A 20,821-nucleotide genomic window follows, 5' to 3' on the forward strand; every position below is an offset into this window, starting at 1 on the left:
TGGTCTCATTGCTCATCAACTGCATGGAGGTTCTGGATGTCGTCTCTGAACACGAATCTGAACGGCAAGGTCGCCGTGGTTACCGGCGCGGCAAGCGGCATCGGCAAGCAGATCGCGCTGACTCTTTGCGCGGCGGGCGCGGCGGTCGCGATCGCCGATTTGAACCAGGACGGCGCCAACGCCGTTGCGGAAGAAATCACGAAAGGCGGTGGTAAGGCAATCGGCGTGGCGATGGACGTCACGAGCGAGGAGGCCGTCAATCAGGGCATCGACAAAATCGCGGCCGAACTCGGCTCGATCGACATTCTCATTTCCAACGCCGGCATTCAGATCGTCAATCCGATCGAAAACTATTCGTTCTCGGACTGGAAGAAGATGCAGGCGATCCATGTGGACGGCGCCTTCCTCACGACAAAGGCCGCGCTCAAGCACATGTACAAGGACGATCGCGGCGGCATCGTGATCTACATGGGTTCGGTCCATTCGCATGAAGCGTCGCCGCTGAAGTCCGCCTATGTGACGGCCAAGCATGCGCTGCTGGGGCTCGCGCGCGTGCTGGCCAAGGAAGGCGCGAAGCATAACGTGCGCTCGCATGTGGTGTGTCCGGGTTTCGTGCGCACGCCGCTCGTCGACAAGCAGATTCCCGAGCAGTCCAAGGAACTCGGCATCAGCGAGGAAGAAGTCGTCAAGCGCGTGATGCTGGGCGGCACGGTCGACGGCATCTTTACCACGGTGGAAGACGTCGCGCAGACGGTGCTGTTCCTGTCCACCTTCCCGACGGCGGCACTGACCGGCCAGTCTTTCATTGTGAGCCACGGCTGGTATATGCAATAAGGAGGCGCCCATGGCGCAACGCAATCTCAAGCGGGCGCGCGTGGGTGCGCCCGGCGACGGGGAGGGCGACGGCGCCGGTTCGGCCGCCGCCGCCCACCCCGGCCGGCGCATCCATTTGCCCAACTACGAAACCGTCGCGCTGATGCTGCAGGGCGGCGGTGCGTTGGGCGCGTATCAGGCGGGTGTCTTTCAGGGGCTCGACGAAGCCGGCATCGAACCCAACTGGCTGGCGGGCATTTCGATTGGCGCCTTGAATACGGCCATCATTGCCGGCAATCCGCAGGAGAAGCGGGTCGAGCGGCTGTTGCAGTTCTGGGAAACGATCTGCCAACCGGCGTTCGGGCCGCCATTGCCGGCTTTCATCGAGCATGCACTCTTCAACTCCAGCGACGCGGTGCGCAAGGCCTTTACGGCGAGCCAGGCGCTAGGCGCGCTCGTCGAAGGGCAAAAGGGCTTTTTCGTGCCGCGGTTTCCGCCGCCGTTGCCCACGGTGTCCGGGCCGCCGCAAATGGCCAGCTACTACGACACCGCACCGCTGAAGGCCACACTCGAGGCGCTCTGCGATTTCGACCGGATCAATTCGCGTGAAATGCGCGTGTCGGTGGGCGCGGTCAATTGCGGCACGGGCAATTTCGCGTACTTCGACAACACGCACACCACGCTGCGGCCCGAGCATTTCATGGCGTCAGGCGCGTTGCCGCCGGGCTTCGCGGCGGTTGAAATCGACGGCCAGTTTTACTGGGACGGCGGCCTGATGTCGAACACGCCGCTCTACGAAGTGATCCAGACCACGCCGCGTCGCGACACGCTCGCGTTCCAGGTCGATCTGTGGAGCGCGATCGGACCAGTGCCGGATAACATCACGGATGTTCAGGGGCGCATGAAAGACATCCAGTATTCGAGCCGTACCCGTCTCGTGACCGACATGCTGCAGCGCTCGCAGCGTTTCCGGCACGTGCTGCGCGAGGTGCTGGAGCGCGTGCCGCCCGAGCAGCGTGACGACCCGTGGTGCAAGCTGGCCGAAGACCTCGCGTGTTCGAAGCGCTACAACGTGATCCATCTCATCTACCGGCACAAGGAATACGAGGGGCACTACAAGGACTTCCAGTTCGGCCTCTCGACCATGCGCGAGCACTGGCAAAGCGGTCTGGACGACATTCGCCATTCGCTCGAGCATCCCGACTGGCTCGACATGCCGGATAACGACGCGGGTTTCGTCACGCACGATATCCATCGTGATTCGCGCTGACAGGACTACAACGAAACGTTCGGGCAATAAAAAACGGCGCCCTTTCGGAAAGGGCGCCGTTTCTCTCGGCGGTTCCAGCAGAGCGCGCGACCAGGATCCGCGCTCCGGCTTGCTTTACTTCAACACGTGAGCAATTGCGTTAGCCACCGCGTCGAGGTTGCGCGTGTTCAGTGCAGCCACGCAGATGCGGCCCGTGCTCACCGCGTAGATGCCGAACTCTTCGCGTAGACGGTCCACTTGCGGCGCCGTCAGACCCGAGTACGAGAACATGCCGCGCTGTGCGTTCACGAAGCTGAAGTCACGATCCACGCCGCTTGCCTTCAGGCGTTCGACCAGACCGTTGCGCATCGCGCGAATACGGTCGCGCATTTCAGCCAGTTCCGTTTCCCACGTGGCGCGCAGTTCGGGCGAGGCGAGCACTGCCGCCACCACCGAGCCGCCGTGCGTCGGCGGGTTGGAGTAGTTCGTGCGGATCACGCGCTTCAGTTGCGACAGCACGCGTGCTGCCTCTTCCTTGCTTGACGTGATGATCGACAGTGCGCCGATACGCTCGCCGTACAGCGAGAACGACTTCGAGAACGACGACGACACGAACACGTCCAGTTCCGAGGCCGCGAACAGACGCACGGCTGCGGCGTCCGCTTCGATGTTGTCGCCGAAGCCCTGGTAGGCGATGTCGAGGAACGGCACCAGATTGCGCGCCTTCACGACTTCGACCACCTGCTTCCATTGATCGACGCTCAGGTCGACGCCGGTCGGGTTGTGGCAGCAGGCGTGCAGCACGACGATGGTGCCCGCGGCATAGCTGTTCAGCGCGCTCAGCATGCCTTCGAAGTTCACGCCATGCGTGTGCGCGTCATAGTACGGATACGACACCACTTCGAAACCAGCGCCTTCGAACAGCGCACGGTGATTTTCCCAGCTCGGATCGCTGATTGCGACCTTGGCCGCCGGGTTCACGCGCTTCAGGAAGTCCGCGCCGATCTTCAGCGCGCCCGTGCCGCCCAGTGCCTGCGCCGTGACGACGCGGCCCGCCGCGATCAGCGACGAGTCGTCGCCGAGCAGCAGCTTCTGCACGGCCGCGTCGTAAGCCGCGATGCCTTCGATCGGCAGATAGCCGCGCGGCAGCGCCGCGTCGACGCGGGCCTTTTCGGCTTCGCGCACGGCGCGCAGCAGCGGAATCTTGCCTTCTTCGTTGAAGTACACGCCCACGCCAAGGTTGACCTTGGTGGCACGCGTATCGGCGTTGAAGGCTTCGTTCAGGCCCAGAATCGGGTCGCGGGGAGCAAGTTCGACGGCGGAGAACAGAGACATGATGGGTGGGCAGCAGTAGTAAAAAGAGGGCGGCTCCGAGCGCGAACGGCCCGACCCGAGGCGTCTGATGGACAACGCGGACAGGCGGCGGACGGCGGCAAGCGAGCGCAACTTCGCATTGTAACGAATCCGCGCGCGTTTTTCGGGCGACCAGGCTCGCTGGAAGGAATTATTTGCTTGAAAAACAGGCACTCCGGCGTCATGTGACATCGGCGGATCTGCCGGAGCGCCGCCCGGCGAGGGCTGCCAGGCGGGCATCGGCCCACGGCGCGAACGCGCTTCATAACCGCTGCCCGCATGTGACCGGAAGGCCACGAATCGTTCAGGTGAAGGGTCGTCACATAAGATTCGCCCGAGCACTCGCAATCCCGCCCGCAGCTTTCCGAACCCTACGCAGACCCGCTCGATCCGCGTTTCCCGCAACCCGTTAGAATGGTCCTTTGCCCAAGGCCCGGTGCCGTCCCCATGTCCGAACAACATCTGACTGAAGCCGAAGATACGCTCGACGAATCCAAATTCGTCACGTTCGAAGGCTCGCCGTTTCAGCTCTACCAGCCGTACCCGCCTGCCGGCGACCAGCCCACGGCGATCGACACGCTCGTTGAAGGCGTCGAGGACGGCCTCGCGTTCCAGACGCTGCTCGGCGTGACCGGCTCCGGCAAAACCTTCACGATGGCCAACACGATCGCGCGGCTCGGCCGCCCGGCGATCGTGTTTGCACCGAACAAGACGCTCGCCGCGCAGCTTTACTCGGAGTTCCGCGAGTTCTTTCCGCGCAATGCGGTCGAGTACTTCGTCTCGTACTACGACTACTACCAGCCTGAAGCGTACGTGCCGCAGCGCGACCTGTTCATCGAGAAAGACTCGTCGATCAACGAGCACATCGAGCAGATGCGGCTGTCGGCCACCAAGAGCCTGATGGAGCGGCGCGACGTGGTGATCGTCGGCACGGTGTCGGCGATTTACGGTATCGGCAATCCATCGGAATATCACAAGATGATTCTGACGCTGCGCACGGGCGACAAGCTCGGCCAGCGCGACATCATCGCGCGGCTGATCGCGATGCAGTACAACCGCAACGAAGCCGACTTCCAGCGCGGCTCGTTCCGCGTGCGCGGCGATACGATCGATATCTTCCCGGCCGAACACGCCGAAATGGCGGTGCGTATCGAATTGTTCGACGACGAAATCGAAACACTGCAACTGTTCGATCCGCTCACCGGCCGCGTGCGGCAGAAGATTCCGCGCTTCACCGTGTATCCGTCGTCGCACTACGTGACGCCGCGCGACACGGTCGTGCGTGCGGTCGAAACCATCAAGAGCGAATTGCGCGAGCGGCTGGAATTCTTCTATAGCGACGGCAAGCTCGTCGAAGCGCAGCGGCTCGAACAACGCACCCGCTTCGACCTGGAAATGTTGCAGGAACTGGGTTTCTGCAAGGGCATCGAGAACTACTCGCGGCACTTCTCCGGCGCCGCGCCGGGCGAGCCGCCGCCGACCCTGGTCGATTACCTGCCGCCGGACGCGATCATGATGCTCGACGAGTCACACGTGCTGATCGGCCAGTTGAACGGCATGTACAACGGCGACCGGGCGCGCAAGGAAAATCTGGTCGACTATGGTTTCCGCCTGCCGTCGGCGCTGGATAACCGGCCGCTCAAGTTCAACGAGTTCGAGCGCAAGATGCGCCAGGTCGTGTTCGTGTCGGCCACGCCGGCGGATTACGAGAAGAAAACGGCCGGACAGGTCGCCGAGCAGCTGGTGCGTCCGACCGGCCTCGTCGATCCGGAAATCGAGGTGCGTCCGGCGCGCAGCCAGGTCGACGACGTGCTCGGCGAGATCAACGAGCGCGTCAAGGCCGGCGACCGCGTGCTGGTCACGGTGCTGACCAAGCGGATGGCCGAGCAGTTGACCGAATTTCTGACCGACCACGGCGTCAAGGTGCGCTATCTGCATAGCGACATCGACACGGTCGAGCGGGTCGAGATCATTCGCGATCTGCGGCTGGGCACCTTCGACGTGCTGGTGGGGATCAACCTGCTACGCGAAGGGCTGGATATTCCGGAGGTGTCGCTCGTCGCGATTCTCGACGCGGACAAGGAAGGCTTTCTGCGCGCCGAGCGCTCGCTGATCCAGACCATCGGCCGGGCGGCGCGTAACGTGAACGGCAAGGCGATCCTGTATGCGGACAAAGTGACGGACTCGATGCGCCGCGCGATCGACGAAACCGAGCGGCGGCGCGCCAAGCAGATTGCCTTCAACCTCGCGAACGGCATTACGCCGCGCGGGGTGGTCAAGCGCATTCGCGACATCATCGACGGCGTGTACAACGTCGACGACGCACGCGCCGAACTGAAGGAGCAGCAAACGCGCGCGAAATTCGAGGACATGTCCGAGAAGCAGCTCGCCAAGGAACTGAAGCGTCTCGAAAAGCAGATGATGGAGCATGCCAGGAACCTCGAGTTCGAGAAGGCCGCGCAGACTCGCGATCAGCTGGCGCTCCTGCGCCAGCGTGTGTTCGGCGCAAATGTCGGCGATCACGTCTCCGGCGTCGAATAAGGCCTCTTTCCACCCCGGGGCGCGGCAACGTGCCGCGCCCGTCAAGTTGCAGCGACACACCCCTCCCAGCTCGTCTCGCCGTCCTCCATACGCGCTTTCTTAAAGCAGCCTTAAGCCCCTGTTGCGACAAGGATTTGCGAGCGTCGATATTTGTTCTCCCTCGAGATCAATGATAGACTCCCCTAATATTGAGAATGGTTCGCATTTAAGGTTCTTGTATGCGAGTTGCACCCGGTCGATCGCCTGCCCAAAGGCGGGGACCGTCGCATCAGGCACGCCGACGCGCTGTTCCAATGGATTCGATTCCAGTCTGATAAAAACAAGGAGTTTTAATGCGGATTTCTTCATTTGCGCGCGGCGGCGCAGCCGTGGTGGCCGCAGTGGCCGCTTTGTCGGCGACGGCAGCGGAATACCCGATCGGCAAGCAACAGATCCAGGGCGGCATGGAAATCGGCGCGGTTTACCTGCAGCCGATCACCATGGAACCGGAAGGCATGATGCGCAAGGCGTCGGATTCGGACATCCACCTTGAAGCGGACATCCACGCGGTCAAGAACAACCCGACCGGTTTCGCCGAAGGCGACTGGATGCCGTATCTGCAACTTCGCTACGAGCTGACGAAAGCCGGTTCGAATCAGACGCAGAAGGGCGACATGATGGCGATGGTCGCCAACGATGGTCCGCACTATGGCGACAACGTCAAGCTGCAAGGCCCGGGCAAGTATCACCTCAAGCTGATCGTCGAACCGCCGATGCAGACCGGCCACATGGCTTTCGGCCGCCACGTCGACAAGGAAACCGGGGTGGGTCCGTGGTTCAAGCCGTTCGCGCTCGAATATGACTTCACCTTCGCCGGCATCGGCAAGAAGGGTGGCTACTGATCTGCCGATCGCGGTGGATTACCCGCCGGTCACGCCGTCAAGCCGCGCTCGAACGCCTGGCCAGGCGGCGACGATTGGGCGAATCAGTGAATGCAGCAGGCGGGGCGCCGACGATCGACATCCGCGCCCCGCGTTTTCCGGAAAGGCTAATGAGAATTGACCGAAAGATCGCGCTGCTCGCCGCTACGGCGTTGCTCGCGAGCGCGGCCCACGCAGCCGACCTGCCGACCTTCAAGCTGGAAATGAACGACGGCAAGCTGACCCCGGCGCGCATCGAAGTGCCGGCGGGGCAGCGCATCAAGATCGAAGTGCGCAACACCGGTAAAGGCGCGGCCGAATTCGAAAGCGTGCAGTTGCGTAAAGAGAAGGTGTTGGCGCCGGGCGCGGATTCGTTCGTCGTGATTGCTCCGCTGGAGCCGGGCGAATACAAGTTTTTCGACGATTTCCACCAGCAGGCGCAGGGCGTGATCGTCGCGAAGTAATGGCCTGGCGTGCGGGCGCGCGACTCTCGGGCGTGCCGCATTCATTTCAGGCAGTGAGCAGCAGAAGGATCGAAGGGAGAGCTTGGATGGGTCAGATTCTGTTCATCGTGTGGCGGGAAAGCGTCGAGGCCTTGCTGGTCGTCGGCATCCTGTACGCGTGGTTGAAAAACGGCGACGACGATGCGCGCCGCGGCTTGCCGTACCTGTGGGGCGGCGTCGCGGCCGGTGTGATCGCGGCGGTCGCGCTCGGCGCAGCGCTAGTGGGGTTCACCGAAGTGCTCTCCGGTGATGCGCAAGATTATTTCCAGACCGCGATGGTGCTGGTCGCCTGCGTGCTGATCGTGCAGATGGTGCTGTGGATGAAGCAGCACGGCCGGACCTTGAAGCGCGACATGGAACAGTCGCTGCAAAAGAGTCAGCGCGATTCGAACTGGTGGGGCGTCGCGTTGCTGGTCGCACTGGCGATCGCGCGTGAAGGCAGCGAAACGGTGATCTTCCTGTACGGCCTCGGCTTCGGCCAGTCGGGCCACGTGGACGGCAGCCAGATGCTCGCGGTCGTGATCGGCCTCGGTCTCGCGTTCCTGACGTTCTACCTGCTGCAACTGGGCGGCAAGATTTTCTCGTGGCGGCTCTTTTTCCGCGTCACCGAAATCATGCTGCTATTCCTTGGTGCGGGTCTGTTCCAGACCGGCGTCGACAAGCTGATCGACAAGGAAATCCTGCCGACCCTCGTCGACCAGATGTGGAATTCGTCGGCGATCCTCGACGACTCGAGCACCTTCGGTTCGCTGGTCGCGACGCTGACCGGCTACCGCGCTCATCCGGCGCTGATGAATCTGCTGGCGTATGCGGCGTACTGGGCGGTCGTCTATCTGCTGGTGCGCCGGGCGAGTCGCAAGCCGGCGCAGCAGACCGCGGGACGCGCGGCATGAGTACCGTCATGACCCGCCCGGGGCGCCTCGCAGCGGCCGGACAATGGATGCAGCGTCACGGCGCAGTGATCCGTGGCATTCAGTGGGTTGTGGTGGCGGTCTACGCGTTCCTGATCATCGTGCCGGCGGTGATGCCGCTGCCGGACGACACCGCGCACCTGTGGAACAACCTGACGCTTGCCGCGCAGTTTGTGTTCTGGGGCATCTGGTGGCCGTTCGTGTTGCTGTCGATGGTGATGCTCGGCCGGGTCTGGTGCGGCGTGCTGTGTCCGGAAGGCGCGCTCGCCGAATTCGCCAGCAAGTTCGGCCGCGGCTGGGCCATTCCGCGCTGGATGCGCTGGGGCGGCTGGCCGTTCGTCGCATTCGGCATCACCACCATCTACGGTCAGATGGTGAGCGTGTACCAGTATCCGAAGGCCGTGCTGCTGGTGCTCGGCGGCTCGACCTTCGCGGCGATCATCATCGGCTTGCTATACGGGCGGGAGAAGCGCGTCTGGTGCAAGTACCTGTGCCCCGTCAACGGGGTTTTTTCGCTTCTGGCGCGCCTCGCACCGTTCCACTACAAGGTCGATGAAGACGCATGGCGCCGTTCGTACAAGAACGGCGAGCATGGGCATCGCGTGATTCCGATCAACTGCGCTCCGCTCGTGCCGCTGCGCAACATGAAGGGCGCGTCGGACTGCCATATGTGCGGCCGGTGCAGCGGACACCGCGACGCGATTGCGTTGACATGGCGCGCGCCGTCGTCGGAAGTCGTGCAGCTCGGCGACAAGCAGGCGAACCCATGGGACACCGCGCTGATCCTGTACGGCCTGCTCGGTATCGCGATCGGCGCATTCCACTGGACCGCTTCGCGCTGGTTCATCGACCTGAAGATGTTCTTCGCGACGTGGCTGGTCGATCACGACATCACCTGGCCGCTCGACACCAACGCGCCGTGGTTCCTGTTCACGCATTACCCCGAGCAGAACGACGTGTTTTCGTGGCTCGACGGCACGATGGTGATCGGTTACATCCTCGCGACGGCGCTGGTGTACGGCACTGCGCTGCTGCTGTTGCTGACGGGCGCGACGCGCATGCTCGGACGCTTCAGCGCCGTGCGTCTGCATCATCTGACGCAGGCGCTGATTCCGATCGCCGGCGCGGGCGTGTTCCTTGGGCTGTCCGCGACGACACTGTCGCTGCTGCGCGCGGAACATGTGTCGTTGTGGTGGGCGTCGGATCTGCGCATCACGATTCTGGCGATCGCCAATCTGTGGAGCGCATGGCTGGCCTGGCTCGTCACACGCCGCTATAGCGAGCGCTTCGTGCAGCGCGGCCTCGCGATGCTGTGGTTCGTCGCGGCGCTGGCCGTGGTCGATAGCGCGTGGTGGCTGATGTTCTGGGGCTGGGCTTCGAAGTAAGCCGGAACGTCGGGTTCCAGGCTGGCGCGTTTGCGGAAACACCGCCGGCGCTGCACCAACAAAAAGCCGTGGGATGAACGTCATCCCACGGCTTTTTTGTTTTCTGCTAAGCGATACACGGCGTTTGCGTGCATCCACGTTGGGTGAGAACCAAAAAAAGCGGCCTGGCTGGCTGCGACGGCTGGCTTGGTGTCTGCACGAAGGGGTCTAGTTCTCACGTGCAAGCCGTCGTGGCTGGCTAATGCCCAACACCTCTCGAGGAGGTGGTCCCCACAATACGCGGTACTTACCTCTGTTCGTTCCTACTTCGTCAGGATCAGCTTGCCTAAGCGCGTGGCACGCAGCTGGTAGGTTTCGCCGTTATGGACGATGCTGATATGGCTATGTCCCTGCAGCAATGCATCGCTGCGGACGACCCGTTCCGATGTCTCGCCCGAACCGTTTGCACGCTCCGCAGCAGGCTTGGCGGCCGACGTGCTCGCCGTCGACGATTTCGGGCGGCTGGTCAGCGCGGCCGCGGGGCGGCGCAGGCTGAGCGTGGAAGGGCGGTTGAGATCGGTCATTCGTTTTGGCTTGTTTGTCGATTCGATGGATTTATTCTAAATGATAACTATTCCCATTTACAAGAAAGAGAAATTCATCGGATTGTCGTTCTGATAGCTGCGTGAATGACCAGCGAGAAAAATGACGCGAGGCCGCCTTCAGCGGGCGGCTCGCAAGGCAAACGCGGCGGCGCGGGCAGGGCCGCCCGCGCGCAATTCAATGCAGCGAGCCGGGTTCCTGTTTGGCCTGCACGTACTGACGGATCAGACGTACGGTATCGATGTCGTTTTCCCGATACGCCGACTTCACGATTTCCTGCGTTTGCACGGCGTCCTGGTCGGTGGAGACGGGCAGCGTGGTCGCGTACTCGAAGCGCAGGAACAGTTGCAGTTCGTCCGGCTGTTCGATGGTCATCGTGAGCGAGCCGCCTACGTAGTCTTCAGTCGGCAGGATGTCGTAGCGCACGCTCTGGCTCTCCTCCAGAGTGACGCGATCGCGCACGGTGGCCTGGCCGTAGTGCAATTCCCGTTCGAGGACATTGCCTGCGCGCGACAGAATCGTGCAACTGTCGAGCCCCATCACGAAGAGTTGCGGCTGCTCGGCGCGTAGCACGAGTCCCTCCCACAACTGCTCGCGGGTCATCGAGTCGACAAAGGGATTCAACGGATCGTTGATCTGGATAAGGTGTTCGAAATTCAAGTCGACAGCTTCCTATGAAAGCGTTGCGTTGCGTCAGATTGCATGCGGCCTGTCAGTGCGGGCGCGCCTTTCGGACCACCACCGCGTTACGCGACGGCGAGACCCGAGCGGATCGTGATCGAATGCGTGAGGATCTTGTGGACCGGGCACGCATTGGCAATTTGCAAAAGCCGTTCCCGCTGCTCGTCGGACAGATCGCCTTCGAGCACGATCTTGCGGTCGATGGTCGTGCCCGCGTCGCCGGTTTCGATCGACAGGGTCACGCGCACATCCGTCAGCGGCCACTCCTTGCGCTGAGCGTACATCTTCAGCGTGATCGACGTGCAGGCGCCGAGGCTCGATAGCAGCAGTGAAACGGGCGTCGGCCCACGATCGCCGCCGCCGAGCGACTCGGGTTCGTCAGCGAGCCACGTGTGCTTGCCGTCGTCGAAAATGACCTGGAAATTCGTCGAACCGATATGGGCGGTGACGGTAGGCTCTGCCATGCGTGCGGCTCCTGAACGGGACGGAAAATTGCCGCGCGCCGAGCCTCATTGTGATGAAACGCCGTGGCGCGCGGCATGAAACGCTATTGTGACCGAAATTACCGGGCTTGGCGCCTTGGGGGGAGGTGTGTGCGGGTCGAATGAAACCGGCGCGGGGCGTGCCGGAGGCTTTTGCGCGCCGCGCTCGTGTTGCCGGAGGCGCGGCGCTCGTCGCTAATGCGGCGGCACGCTATAGCCACCACGTGGTCGCTGCGGCCGCCAACGCCGTTGAGTTAGTGCGTGATCTCGCCCATGCGTCCGGCCTGATAGTCGATGACCGCCTGGCGGATCTCATCCTCGGTATTCATCACGAACGGGCCGTAGCGCACCACCGGCTCCTTCAACGGCACGCCGCCCAGCAGCAGGACTTCCAGCGGTTCTTCGCCGGCGCTCAGCGTGACGGTGTCGCCATCGTTCTGGAACACGACCATCTGTTGCGCGTCGATCAGCTGGCGCGCTTCACCTTCGCCATAGAAGCCCTTGCCGGACAAGCCATACGCGAACACACGATAATCGGCCGGCACCGGTTGCCGGATCGTTGCGCCGGGTTGCAGCGAGAAATGCTGATACAGGATCGGCGTGCGCGTTTCGATGGCGGCCTTCACACCGAGCGCTTCACCGGCGATTACCTTGACGCGCACCTTGCCGTCCGCGGACGTCGCCACCGGAATACTCGACGACGGTATTTCCTGGTAGCGCGGCGCGATCATCTTGTCGCGACGCGGCAGATTCACCCACAATTGCAGGCCGTGCACGCGGCCGCCCGTGCGCACGAACGACGGGTCCGGCATCTCGCTGTGCACGACGCCCGCGCCGGCGGTCATCCATTGCACGTCGCCGGCATGCAGCGTGCCCGAATGGCCCGCCGAATCCTTATGGCCGAACTGTCCCTCCAGCACGTAAGTGACCGTTTCAAAGCCGCGATGCGGATGATCGGGCGCGCCTTTGGCCTCGCCCGGAGCGTAATCGATCGGACCCATTTCATCGAGCAGCAGGAACGGATCGAAGTCCATCAAAAGACGAGTGGGAAACGGGCGGTGGACGATAAAGCCGCCGCCTTCGGTCGTGCGAACGGCGGGAAACGTGCGTTCGATCGTGCGTGTCGTGCTCATCAATATCACCTCGAAAAATGGGGAATAGCATCATTTTTGAAACATGGCGCTATTATAGGGACCGTTTTAAGAGGTGCCAGCCGCCGTCGCGCAATGGATTGTTCTATTACTGGAACGATGAGATGAAGATCGATTCACACAACCTGAATGACCTGATGTATTTCTCGCAGGTCGTCGAACATGGCGGTTTTTCCGCCGCCGAGCGGGTGCTGGGCATCTCGAAGTCGCGCCTGTCGCGCCGTTTGACGGAGCTCGAAGCGTCGCTGGGTGTGCGTCTGCTGCAACGTTCCACGCGCAAGCTGGCGCTGACCGAGGCCGGTCAACTGTTCTATCAGCACTGTCAGGCAATGCTGAGTGAGGCGCAGGCGGCGGTCAACGTCGTACAGCAACTGCGCTCGTCGCCGCGCGGCACCGTGCGCGTCAGCGTACCGGTCACGGTCTCGCAGACCATCCTGTCGACGATCCTGCCCGAATTCATGCATCGCTATCCCGAAGTCAAAGTGGTGATGCGGGTGACGAACCGCGTGGTCGACCTGTTCGAGGACTCGATCGACGTCGCGCTGCGCGTGCGCTCCGATCCGCCGGAAAACGCCAACATCGTGGTGCGGCCCTTGTGGCGCACGCAGCAGATGCTGGTCGGTGCGCCGAGCCTGCTGCAGCAGAACGCGCCGCCGCTCACGCCCGCCGATCTGAACCGCTTCGAAACGCTTGACGTGCCGACCGGCGACGGCCGCCACGTCTATAACCTGATCTCGCCCGACGGCACGCGACACGCGCACGAACATGAGCCGCGCCTCGTGACTGCCGATCTGATGACGATTCGTGAAGCGGTACTCGCCGGCGTCGGCATCGCCGCGCTGCCGGAGATGATGTATGGCGCCGCGTTGCGCACGGGACAGTTGTCGCCGGTGATGCCGGGCTGGACCTTTCCGACACCTCAGTTGTACGCCGTATTCGTGTCGCGCCAGGGGATGGTGCCGGCCGTGCGCGCATTCGTCGATTATCTGGTCGAAATGCTCGATCCGGACGACGGCAAACACATCATGGGCGAGTGTCCAGTACGCGAAGAGACGGCCACGGCGCAGGCATCGCTCGCGGTCGTGTCATAGGGCGTTGCGCGTGGCGACATCGCTTTTAGCATTTAAGCGTGGGCTGTCATGAGTACTTTCAATGGCCGTTTGCTTGAATGCGCGCGCTCGCGGGCCTATAGTGAAATCCCTTCGCTAAGGAGTCTCTTATGCGGAAACTCATGGCCGCTATCATAGCGAGCCTGATAGGGCTGAGCGCGCTGTCCGTGTCGATCACGGCTGTCGCATGCGGTGACCCAGGAAGCCGTCAATCTGCGACCGATGGCAAATGAGCCCGCCGCCCGAAGGCGCCGAGTGCGCACAAAAAAAGGCCTTCATCTGACGATGAAGGCCTTTTACTTTTTGTCCCCTGTTTCAAGGGCTTTTGCGCGTTTTTTGGCAGGTGTCGGGTAACGCGCCGGGGTTCCAGAGCAGCGTTACTTGCCAGGCTTATTTGGCTTTGGGCTGCGTCACGAAACCAATCTTCGTGAGGCCGCCGGACTGAGCCGCCGACATCACCTGCGCCACTTTCTCGTACGGGACCTTGCGGTCCGCGTCCAGATGCAGTTCCGGTTGCGGGCTCGCTTGCGCGGCCTCTGCAATTTTCGCGCTCAACGTTGCTTCGTCGACCTTCTGGTCGTTCCACAGGACGTTGCCGTCCGCGTCGATCGCGACCGTCACCTGCGCGGGCTTGGTATCTTCTTTCTGACTGCTTGCATGCGGCAGATCGATTTTGACAGCGTGACGAATCACTGGAATCGTCACCATGAAGACAATCAGGAGAACCAACATCACGTCGACGAGCGGCGTCATGTTGATCTCGTTCATCAGGCCGTCGTCATCGTCGCCGGCGAAGGGGCTCATTGCCATCGGAGTGCCTCGTCGATCAGTTCGCGCGGGTCGCGAGACGCAGGCCGTCGCCGCGCCTGGACGACGACAGGCGTGCGCCCGTCACGAAGAACGCGTGCAAGCCATGCGCAAAGCGGCTCAGCTTGGCGACAATGCCCTTGTTGGCGCGCGTCAGTGCGTTGTAGCCGAGCACGGCGGGAATCGCCACGAACAGGCCGAACGCGGTCATGATCAGCGCTTCGCCGACCGGGCCTGCGACCTGGTCGATCGACGACTGGCCGCTCGCACCGATTGCCAGCAGTGCGTGGTAGATGCCCCACACCGTGCCGAACAGACCGACGAACGGCGCCGTGCTGCCGATCGACGCGAGAATCGCGAGACCGCTCTGCATGCGCGCGACGCTTTCATCCATGGTGTCCTTAAGGCAGCGCGTGATCCAGTCCGACACGTCCATGCGATCGTGCAGATGCGGCTGCGTTTGATGATGGTGATCGGCCGCTTCCTGGCCCGACAGCGCCAGCGCGAGGAACGGGTTGTCCTGCGGCGTCGAGGAGCCGGCGCCGAGTTTCTTCACGCCGTCGGCGAGATCGTCCGAATGCCAGAAGGCTTTTTCGGCATTCTTCGTGAGGCGGTTCAGGCGCATCACATTCCAGCCTTTGACGACGATCACGCTCCACGACATCACCGACATGATCAACAGCGCGAGCGCGATGCCGCGCGTCACGAAATCCCCTTGCGCCCACACGTGCGCCAATCCGTAGTTTTGCATTGCAAGTCCTTTTTTAGAATCTGCTTCAATCGCTCAGATTGAAGTCGTAAGGCTGGGTGTACGCGGCCCGAATCGGCTGGCCGTTCTCAAGATACGGTTTGCAGGCGCTCGCGCGCACGGCGGCGAGCGCGGCATCGTCGAGGCGGCTGAAGCCGCTGCTCTTTTTCAACTCGATGTTCTCGAGCCTGCCCGTCAGGCCGACCACGAACTTCACATACGCGGTGCCGGTTTCGCCGCGCCGCTTCGAGAGCGACGGGTATTCGGGCCTGGCGATGTTGCAGTCGAGATGTGAGACGTTCTTCGGCGCGCTGATCTCCATCGTCTGACGGCCGATTGCCGGCGCGGCCTCAGCCGGAGGCGTCGCTGGCGCGGCGGGCGCGGGCGGCGCCGGATCGGGCGCCGCGACAGGGGTCGGTGACGGTGCGGCTGCCTGAGGCAACGGCGTCGGCGTCGGTTTGGGCGTCGGAGTCGGCTTCGGCTGGACCTTGGGCTTCGTATGAACCGGTGGCGCCGGCTTCGGCGGCGGCGGCGCGATGGATTCCATCGCGACCGGCGCGGCGAGCGGCGCCGGCGGCAACAACTGCGCGGTCATCACGTGCGATTCGAGCGTGGGCTGCACGGGCTCGTGACGCAGCGTCATGATCACCGCTAGCAAACTGATGTGAATTACCGCCACTACGGCGGTCGCAGTCATCGCACGGGAGTTCATACGAGCGGACGAAGCCGGCTTCGCGCCAGCCGGGACAGTAGGCGAGGCCTGCATGTTAGCGTGGCAGCGCGCTGGTGGAGCAACGCGTCAGACAAGACATCGTCATGTTCGGAAGATCAGCAGCGAAATAAATAAAGTAGTCACGAAACCAATCAGCAATTCCATCTCGAACTCCTTTCGATGGGTGAGCGGGTAGCTGGCTGGTACGAAGACGGATACTGGCTTGCTGACGGCAGTGGGATAACGCGTAATGCAGCGCTTGAAACGGCGCTTGAAACAGCGGGACGCCGGGCGCCCCTTGGCAGGGCTCGCGGCGTGCCCAAAAGCAGCCTTCAGGCGGCTTTGCGTTCGTAGAATGTCAGCGGGACAGCTTGCGGATGAAGCTCGATGCCGACGCCGCAGCGGCTGGCGCACACGCCGCTTTGCAGCATGACATCGCGCACGGACTCTTCGCACTTGCCGCAGCAGGAAGCGACGCCCAACTCGAACTGAAGCTCGTCGAACGAGTCGACGCCATTCGCGATCGAGGAACGGATCGTGCGGTCAGAAACGGACTTGCAGACACAGACAATCATGGCAGGACGTCATAGCTAACGTTAATGCGAATTATTATCATTTTGTTTGGGCCGTTTGGCAAGAGCCCTGCGTGATTTTTTGTAACAAAACCAGACTCTTAGAAGGGTTTCGTCTAAGGAGTGGTGTTGGACGTCTCTCGGCTGATACGGCAGAAAATGCCCGAAACGTGGGCAAAAACGCCCTTGGAGGGCGCCACAATGTGCCGGACGGGCGGTTTATGCGGCTTGGGAGTCCGGCGCTGCCGTGCGGCGCGAAGGAATCTGTACCTGTTCGACGGCCGCGTCGATATGCAGGAGGGTGGCCGCGAGTTGCTGCTGATGGGTGCCGTCGCCGGTCGAACAAAAACGGGGCAGAGCCGCGTCCGCGTTTTGCGTGGCGTCGCGCAGGCCGTGCTGGTCCAGTACGCGTTCCAACTGACGCGCAATGGCGACGCTCGTGTCGATCAGCGTGAGCCGATCGCCGACGATGTCGCGAATCGCCTCGTCCAGAAACGGGTAGTGGGTGCAGCCGAGCACCAGCGTGTCGGCGCCGGCATCGAGCATCGGTTGAAGGTAGCCGCGCAGCAGCGTGCGCACCTCGGCCGAGCCGACGTCGCAGCGTTCGACGGCTTGCACGAGCCCGTGGCCGGGTTGGCAGAGGAAGCGGCAATCGGCGGCATAGCGCTCGATCAGTCCCTGAAAGCGGGCGCTGCGCAAGGTCACCTGGGTGGCGAGCACGCCGGCCACGCGGGTTTTGGACTGCAGCGCAGCCGGCTTGATGCCGGGCTCGACGCCCACCAGCGGAATGGGCAGCTTTTCGCGGACCAGGGCGATTGATTGCGCGGTCGCCGTGTTGCAGGCGACAACCAGCGCTTTCGCACCTTGCTTGACCAGCCATTCGCCGATCGCGAGCGTGCGGTCGGCGATGAAGTCGTCGTCGCGCTCGCCATACGGTGCGTAGAGCGAATCGGCGACATACAGGATGGCTTCGTCAGGCAGTTGCGCCCGGACCGCCCTGAACACCGACAAACCGCCCAGGCCCGAATCGAAAATGCCCACCGGCGCGCTCGAAGCGGCGCCCGAGGCGAATGTCCGGACGGTCGGGGACGGCGATTGTGCAGGCATAGGCGAAGAGCGCGCGCATGGCGCGGCGGTCAAGGGATGCTCGGAAAAACGGGAAGGTGCGCAAGTATATCGCCCGCGCGGAACCGGTCATGGCGAATGCCGTCGTGAGTGACCTGGTCCATGCGTCGCGCGGACTGTTTTCAGCGTGGATCGATCAGGACTCGACCGTACCCATTGCGCTTTGCTGGTAATTCTGGATGCCGACCTTGTCGATCAGATCGATTTGGGTTTCGAGCCAGTCGATATGTTCTTCCGTGTCGTCGAGAATCTTCGTGAAGATTTCGCGCGAGATGAAATCGCGGACCGATTCGCAATACACGATGGCTTCCTTGCAGGTGCTCTGCGAAATCTGTTCGAGCTTCAGATCGCATTCGAGGATCTCTTTGGTTTCCTCGCCGATCAGCAGTTTGTGCAGGTCTTGCAGATTGGGCAGACCGTCGAGCATGAAAATGCGTTCGATAAGCCAGTCGGCATGCTTCATCTCACCGATCGACTCGTCGTATTCGTGCTTGCCGAGTTTTTCCAGACCCCAGTGACGATACATACGTGCATGCAGGAAGTACTGATTAATGGCGGTCAGCTCGTTTTTCAACTGAGCGTTGAGATATTCGATGACCTTCTTATCGCCTTGCATGATGTGTCCTTTAATGGGGGTTCAATTTTCCAGAACGATAAACGCCGACGCCCGAAAAGCCAAGGTAAAAATGCAGTTTTGCGCCTGATTTCGAAGGTTTTCGCGTGTTGCTTATTGTTCTCATTTCGTTATAAAAAAACCGGGGCGCAAGGCCCCGGTTTCCGTTTTCTTCAGTAGATCCTGGTATCGATCAAACCGTCGCAACCGGAATCTTGCCGATCTTCGCCTGCCATTCCTTCGGCCCGGTCTGATGTACCGACGTGCCGTTCGAATCGACGGCGACCGTCACCGGCATGTCCTGCACGTCGAACTCGTAGATCGCTTCCATGCCGAGGTCTTCGAACGCGAGCACCTTCGCGCTGCGAATCGCTTTCGACACGAGATACGCGGCGCCGCCCACGGCCATCAGATACGCGGCCTTGTGCTTCTTGATCGCCTCGATCGCAACCGGTCCGCGCTCGGCCTTGCCGATCATCGAAATGAGGCCCGTTTGCGAGAGCATCGTTTCGGTGAACTTGTCCATCCGCGTGGCGGTGGTCGGGCCTGCCGGGCCGACTGCTTCGTCGCGCACCGGATCGACCGGGCCGACGTAGTAGATTACGCGGTTCGTGAAGTCGACCGGCAGCTTTTCGCCCTTCGCCAGCATGTCGGCGATGCGCTTGTGCGCGGCGTCGCGCCCCGTCAACATCTTGCCCGACAGCAGCAGCGTCTGGCCCGGCTTCCAGGCGGCAACTTCTTCCGGTGTCAGTGTGTTCAGGTCGACACGCTTACTGGTTTCCGTGTTCGGTTCCCACTGGACTTTCGGCCATGCGTCGAGCGACGGCGCTTCGAGCTTCGCGACGCCCGAGCCGTCGAGCGTGAAGTGTGCGTGGCGCGTGGCCGCGCAGTTCGGGATGATCGCGATCGGCTTGGACGCGGCGTGCGTCGGCGCGGCCATGATCTTCACGTCGAGCACGGTGGCGAGACCGCCGAGACCCTGCGCGCCGATACCGAGCGCATTGACCTTCTCATGGAGTTCCACGCGCAGTTCCTCGATCCAGTCCTTCGGGCCGCGTGCGATCACGTCCTGAATGTCGATCGGGTCCATCAGCGATTCCTTGGCCATCACCATCGCTTTTTCAGCGGTGCCGCCGATGCCGATGCCGAGCATGCCCGGCGGACACCAGCCCGCGCCCATGGTCGGCACGGTCTTGAGAATCCAGTCGACGATCGAATCCGACGGATTGAGCATCGCGAACTTCGACTTGTTTTCCGAGCCGCCGCCCTTGGCCGCGACCTGCACGTCGACGGTGTTGCCCGGCACGATCTCGTAATGGATCACGGCCGGCGTGTTGTCCTTCGTGTTCTTGCGCGCGCCTTCGGGCGGGCTCACGATCGACGCGCGCAGCACGTTGTCCGGGTTCAGATAACCGCGGCGCACGCCTTCGTTGATCATCTCGGTGACGCCCATCGTCGCGCCGTCCCAACGCACGTCCATGCCGACCTTCACGAACACCGTGACGATGCCGGTGTCCTGGCAGATCGGGCGCTTGCCTTCCGCGCACATGCGGCTGTTGGTGAGAATCTGCGCGATGGCGTCCTTCGCCGCCGGGCTCTGTTCGAGCTCGTAAGCGCGGCCCAAGGCCTGGATGTAGTCGAGCGGGTGGTAATAGCTGATGTACTGAAGCGAATCAGCAATGCTCTGAATCAGATCTTCCTGTTTGATGACGGTCATGGCTTGGCTCAGTGGGGACAACGGCGCTTGTTTTCCGATCGCAGCGCGGTGCGGTCAGTCGTGCGCCTTCAGGGGAGTGGAACCTTTTGCGGAAGCCACGGCATGCAGCGCCGCGGGTTCTTCGAAATGCCTGGGATGCGTATGCGTGGTGAGGCGGTCGACCAGCGCCATCACCAGCGCGGACACGAGGAACGCCACGTGGATGATGACCTGCCACATGATCGTGTGGGTCGTGTTCTGGTCGGGACTGATGAAGGTCTTCAGCAGATGGATCGACGAGATGCTGATCAGCGCCATCGACAATTTGACTTTGAGCACACCGGCGTTCACGTGGTCGAGCCATTCCGGTTCGTCCGGATGACCCTCTACGCCGAGGCGCGAGACGAAGGTTTCATACCCGCCGATGATCACCATGATCAGCAGGTTCGAGATCATCACCACGTCGATCAGGCCGAGCACGACCAGCATGATGTTGGTTTCGTCGAGCGTCATCGACGCCGTGACCAGATGCCAGACTTCCTTGAGGAACAGCACGACGTAGACAGCCTGCGCGATGATCAGGCCCAGGTAGAGCGGCACCTGCAGCCAGCGGCTCATGAAGATGATGACGGGCAGCGGACGCATCGGGCGGCGCTGACGGGCGGAGTCGGGTCGCGGAGCAGACATAGGCAAGAATCAGATGAAACGCGGGTGACGGAACACGGACCACATGCGCGGACCGGTGTGCAATGACGCACGCGGATCGGACACGCAAACCATGCGCAGACGGCTCGGTGCACGGCGTGAGAGCGCCGGGTAAGCTTGCGTCAGGCGCGCTATTGTACAGCGTCGGGTGAATTTGCTGCGGCGCGGCGGGCAGGGCGGGCCC

21 protein-coding genes are annotated in these 20,821 nt (G+C 62.3%); 8 read left to right on the top strand and 13 right to left on the bottom strand.

Annotated features, from left to right (window positions below; translation table 11 throughout):
- Positions 1 to 36 precede the first annotated feature (36 nt).
- On the top strand, positions 37 to 834 hold the full coding sequence (locus tag PQQ53_RS23075) for a 3-hydroxybutyrate dehydrogenase (protein WP_408145136.1): 798 nt from the start codon (positions 37 to 39) through the stop codon (positions 832 to 834).
- Between the two features lie 10 nt (positions 835 to 844).
- Positions 845 to 2,083, top strand: a complete 1,239-nt coding sequence (locus PQQ53_RS23080) for a DUF3734 domain-containing protein (RefSeq protein WP_408326372.1) — start codon at positions 845 to 847, stop codon at positions 2,081 to 2,083.
- Positions 2,084 to 2,197: 114 nt separating this feature from the next.
- Here PQQ53_RS23080 and PQQ53_RS23085 read toward each other — a convergent pair whose 3' ends face one another.
- Positions 2,198 to 3,397: an amino acid aminotransferase gene (locus PQQ53_RS23085; RefSeq protein WP_408326375.1), complete on the bottom strand. Its 1,200-nt coding sequence runs from the start codon at positions 3,395 to 3,397 to the stop codon at positions 2,198 to 2,200.
- A 465-nt stretch (positions 3,398 to 3,862) separates the two neighbouring features.
- On the opposite strand from PQQ53_RS23085, the gene uvrB reads away from it, so the two are divergent.
- From uvrB to PQQ53_RS23110, 5 genes are all read left to right on the top strand, one after another.
- Positions 3,863 to 5,956 (top strand): excinuclease ABC subunit UvrB, encoded by a 2,094-nt coding sequence (uvrB, locus tag PQQ53_RS23090; protein ID WP_408326378.1) that lies wholly within the window; start codon positions 3,863 to 3,865, stop codon positions 5,954 to 5,956.
- A gap of 332 nt (positions 5,957 to 6,288) precedes the next feature.
- On the top strand, positions 6,289 to 6,837 hold the full coding sequence (locus PQQ53_RS23095; protein ID WP_408156713.1) for an iron transporter: 549 nt from the start codon (positions 6,289 to 6,291) through the stop codon (positions 6,835 to 6,837).
- 149 nt (positions 6,838 to 6,986) lie between these two features.
- Complete coding sequence (locus PQQ53_RS23100) at positions 6,987 to 7,319, top strand: cupredoxin domain-containing protein (protein WP_408145145.1); 333 nt, start codon at positions 6,987 to 6,989, stop codon at positions 7,317 to 7,319.
- 86 nt (positions 7,320 to 7,405) lie between these two features.
- A complete protein-coding gene (locus tag PQQ53_RS23105; RefSeq protein WP_408145147.1) occupies positions 7,406 to 8,251 on the top strand; it encodes an FTR1 family iron permease in 846 nt (281 codons plus the stop codon).
- Positions 8,248 to 9,654 (top strand): 4Fe-4S binding protein, encoded by a 1,407-nt coding sequence (locus tag PQQ53_RS23110; RefSeq protein WP_408145149.1) that lies wholly within the window; start codon positions 8,248 to 8,250, stop codon positions 9,652 to 9,654. The genes PQQ53_RS23105 and PQQ53_RS23110 overlap by 4 nt, the downstream gene beginning before the upstream one ends.
- Before the next feature lie 302 nt (positions 9,655 to 9,956).
- Here the strand turns inward: PQQ53_RS23110 and hemP are convergent, their stop codons facing one another.
- The 4 genes from hemP to PQQ53_RS23130 all read right to left on the bottom strand — a co-directional run bounded on the left by hemP (position 9,957) and on the right by PQQ53_RS23130 (position 12,532).
- Positions 9,957 to 10,217 (bottom strand): hemin uptake protein HemP, encoded by a 261-nt coding sequence (hemP, locus tag PQQ53_RS23115; RefSeq protein ID WP_408156709.1) that lies wholly within the window; start codon positions 10,215 to 10,217, stop codon positions 9,957 to 9,959.
- Positions 10,218 to 10,413: 196 nt separating this feature from the next.
- Complete coding sequence (locus tag PQQ53_RS23120; protein WP_408145153.1) at positions 10,414 to 10,896, bottom strand: SRPBCC family protein; 483 nt, start codon at positions 10,894 to 10,896, stop codon at positions 10,414 to 10,416.
- An 86-nt stretch (positions 10,897 to 10,982) separates the two neighbouring features.
- Positions 10,983 to 11,381 (bottom strand): OsmC family protein, encoded by a 399-nt coding sequence (locus PQQ53_RS23125; RefSeq protein WP_408145155.1) that lies wholly within the window; start codon positions 11,379 to 11,381, stop codon positions 10,983 to 10,985.
- Positions 11,382 to 11,653: 272 nt separating this feature from the next.
- Complete coding sequence (locus PQQ53_RS23130) at positions 11,654 to 12,532, bottom strand: pirin family protein (RefSeq protein WP_408145157.1); 879 nt, start codon at positions 12,530 to 12,532, stop codon at positions 11,654 to 11,656.
- Positions 12,533 to 12,654: 122 nt separating this feature from the next.
- Here PQQ53_RS23130 and PQQ53_RS23135 point away from each other — a divergent pair, with 122 nt between their 5' ends.
- Positions 12,655 to 13,641 carry a LysR family transcriptional regulator gene (locus PQQ53_RS23135; RefSeq protein ID WP_408145159.1) on the top strand — a complete coding sequence of 329 codons (987 nt, stop codon included), beginning with the start codon at positions 12,655 to 12,657 and terminating at the stop codon, positions 13,639 to 13,641.
- Positions 13,642 to 14,049: 408 nt separating this feature from the next.
- On the opposite strand, the gene PQQ53_RS23140 is transcribed toward PQQ53_RS23135, so the two are convergent.
- The 8 genes from PQQ53_RS23140 to PQQ53_RS23175 form a co-directional block, all read right to left on the bottom strand.
- The gene (locus PQQ53_RS23140; protein ID WP_408145161.1) at positions 14,050 to 14,469 is read right to left on the bottom strand and encodes an ExbD/TolR family protein; all 420 of its coding nucleotides are present in this window, start codon (positions 14,467 to 14,469) and stop codon (positions 14,050 to 14,052) included.
- 16 nt (positions 14,470 to 14,485) lie between these two features.
- Complete coding sequence (locus PQQ53_RS23145; protein WP_408145163.1) at positions 14,486 to 15,217, bottom strand: MotA/TolQ/ExbB proton channel family protein; 732 nt, start codon at positions 15,215 to 15,217, stop codon at positions 14,486 to 14,488.
- 25 nt (positions 15,218 to 15,242) lie between these two features.
- Positions 15,243 to 15,980 carry an energy transducer TonB gene (locus PQQ53_RS23150; RefSeq protein WP_408326381.1) on the bottom strand — a complete coding sequence of 246 codons (738 nt, stop codon included), beginning with the start codon at positions 15,978 to 15,980 and terminating at the stop codon, positions 15,243 to 15,245.
- A gap of 278 nt (positions 15,981 to 16,258) precedes the next feature.
- On the bottom strand, positions 16,259 to 16,501 hold the full coding sequence (locus PQQ53_RS23155) for a (2Fe-2S)-binding protein (protein ID WP_408145167.1): 243 nt from the start codon (positions 16,499 to 16,501) through the stop codon (positions 16,259 to 16,261).
- Positions 16,502 to 16,717: 216 nt separating this feature from the next.
- Positions 16,718 to 17,605: a glutamate racemase gene (gene murI, locus PQQ53_RS23160; protein WP_408326384.1), complete on the bottom strand. Its 888-nt coding sequence runs from the start codon at positions 17,603 to 17,605 to the stop codon at positions 16,718 to 16,720.
- Positions 17,606 to 17,759: 154 nt separating this feature from the next.
- The gene (gene bfr, locus PQQ53_RS23165) at positions 17,760 to 18,239 is read right to left on the bottom strand and encodes a bacterioferritin (RefSeq protein WP_408145171.1); all 480 of its coding nucleotides are present in this window, start codon (positions 18,237 to 18,239) and stop codon (positions 17,760 to 17,762) included.
- 190 nt (positions 18,240 to 18,429) lie between these two features.
- Positions 18,430 to 19,953, bottom strand: coding sequence for a fumarate hydratase (locus tag PQQ53_RS23170; protein ID WP_408326387.1), 1,524 nt, complete (start codon positions 19,951 to 19,953; stop codon positions 18,430 to 18,432).
- A 54-nt stretch (positions 19,954 to 20,007) separates the two neighbouring features.
- Complete coding sequence (locus tag PQQ53_RS23175; RefSeq protein WP_408156720.1) at positions 20,008 to 20,577, bottom strand: TIGR00645 family protein; 570 nt, start codon at positions 20,575 to 20,577, stop codon at positions 20,008 to 20,010.
- Positions 20,578 to 20,821: the final 244 nt, after the last annotated feature.

Source organism: Paraburkholderia strydomiana (assembly GCF_046030495.1).
Taxonomy (GTDB): Bacteria; Pseudomonadota; Gammaproteobacteria; order Burkholderiales; family Burkholderiaceae; genus Paraburkholderia; species Paraburkholderia strydomiana_A.

Bases quoted from the DNA above. Each gene is read 5' to 3' on its own strand.
- PQQ53_RS23095 (WP_408156713.1), top strand. From the start codon at position 6,289: ATGCGGATTTCTTCATTTGCGCGCGGCGGCGCAGCCGTGGTGGCCGCA.
- PQQ53_RS23080 (WP_408326372.1), top strand. From the start codon at position 845: ATGGCGCAACGCAATCTCAAGCGGGCGCGCGTGGGTGCGCCCGGCGAC.
- PQQ53_RS23135 (WP_408145159.1), top strand. From the start codon at position 12,655: ATGAAGATCGATTCACACAACCTGAATGACCTGATGTATTTCTCGCAG.
- murI (WP_408326384.1), bottom strand. From the start codon at position 17,605: ATGCCTGCACAATCGCCGTCCCCGACCGTCCGGACATTCGCCTCGGGC.
- PQQ53_RS23075 (WP_408145136.1), top strand. From the start codon at position 37: ATGTCGTCTCTGAACACGAATCTGAACGGCAAGGTCGCCGTGGTTACC.
- PQQ53_RS23130 (WP_408145157.1), bottom strand. From the start codon at position 12,532: ATGAGCACGACACGCACGATCGAACGCACGTTTCCCGCCGTTCGCACG.
- hemP (WP_408156709.1), bottom strand. From the start codon at position 10,217: ATGACCGATCTCAACCGCCCTTCCACGCTCAGCCTGCGCCGCCCCGCG.
- PQQ53_RS23170 (WP_408326387.1), bottom strand. From the start codon at position 19,953: ATGACCGTCATCAAACAGGAAGATCTGATTCAGAGCATTGCTGATTCG.
- PQQ53_RS23110 (WP_408145149.1), top strand. From the start codon at position 8,248: ATGAGTACCGTCATGACCCGCCCGGGGCGCCTCGCAGCGGCCGGACAA.
- uvrB (WP_408326378.1), top strand. From the start codon at position 3,863: ATGTCCGAACAACATCTGACTGAAGCCGAAGATACGCTCGACGAATCC.
- PQQ53_RS23155 (WP_408145167.1), bottom strand. From the start codon at position 16,501: ATGATTGTCTGTGTCTGCAAGTCCGTTTCTGACCGCACGATCCGTTCC.
- PQQ53_RS23150 (WP_408326381.1), bottom strand. From the start codon at position 15,980: ATGCAGGCCTCGCCTACTGTCCCGGCTGGCGCGAAGCCGGCTTCGTCC.
- PQQ53_RS23140 (WP_408145161.1), bottom strand. From the start codon at position 14,469: ATGGCAATGAGCCCCTTCGCCGGCGACGATGACGACGGCCTGATGAAC.
- PQQ53_RS23100 (WP_408145145.1), top strand. From the start codon at position 6,987: ATGAGAATTGACCGAAAGATCGCGCTGCTCGCCGCTACGGCGTTGCTC.
- PQQ53_RS23145 (WP_408145163.1), bottom strand. From the start codon at position 15,217: ATGCAAAACTACGGATTGGCGCACGTGTGGGCGCAAGGGGATTTCGTG.
- PQQ53_RS23085 (WP_408326375.1), bottom strand. From the start codon at position 3,397: ATGTCTCTGTTCTCCGCCGTCGAACTTGCTCCCCGCGACCCGATTCTG.
- PQQ53_RS23105 (WP_408145147.1), top strand. From the start codon at position 7,406: ATGGGTCAGATTCTGTTCATCGTGTGGCGGGAAAGCGTCGAGGCCTTG.
- PQQ53_RS23175 (WP_408156720.1), bottom strand. From the start codon at position 20,577: ATGCGTCCGCTGCCCGTCATCATCTTCATGAGCCGCTGGCTGCAGGTG.
- bfr (WP_408145171.1), bottom strand. From the start codon at position 18,239: ATGCAAGGCGATAAGAAGGTCATCGAATATCTCAACGCTCAGTTGAAA.
- PQQ53_RS23125 (WP_408145155.1), bottom strand. From the start codon at position 11,381: ATGGCAGAGCCTACCGTCACCGCCCATATCGGTTCGACGAATTTCCAG.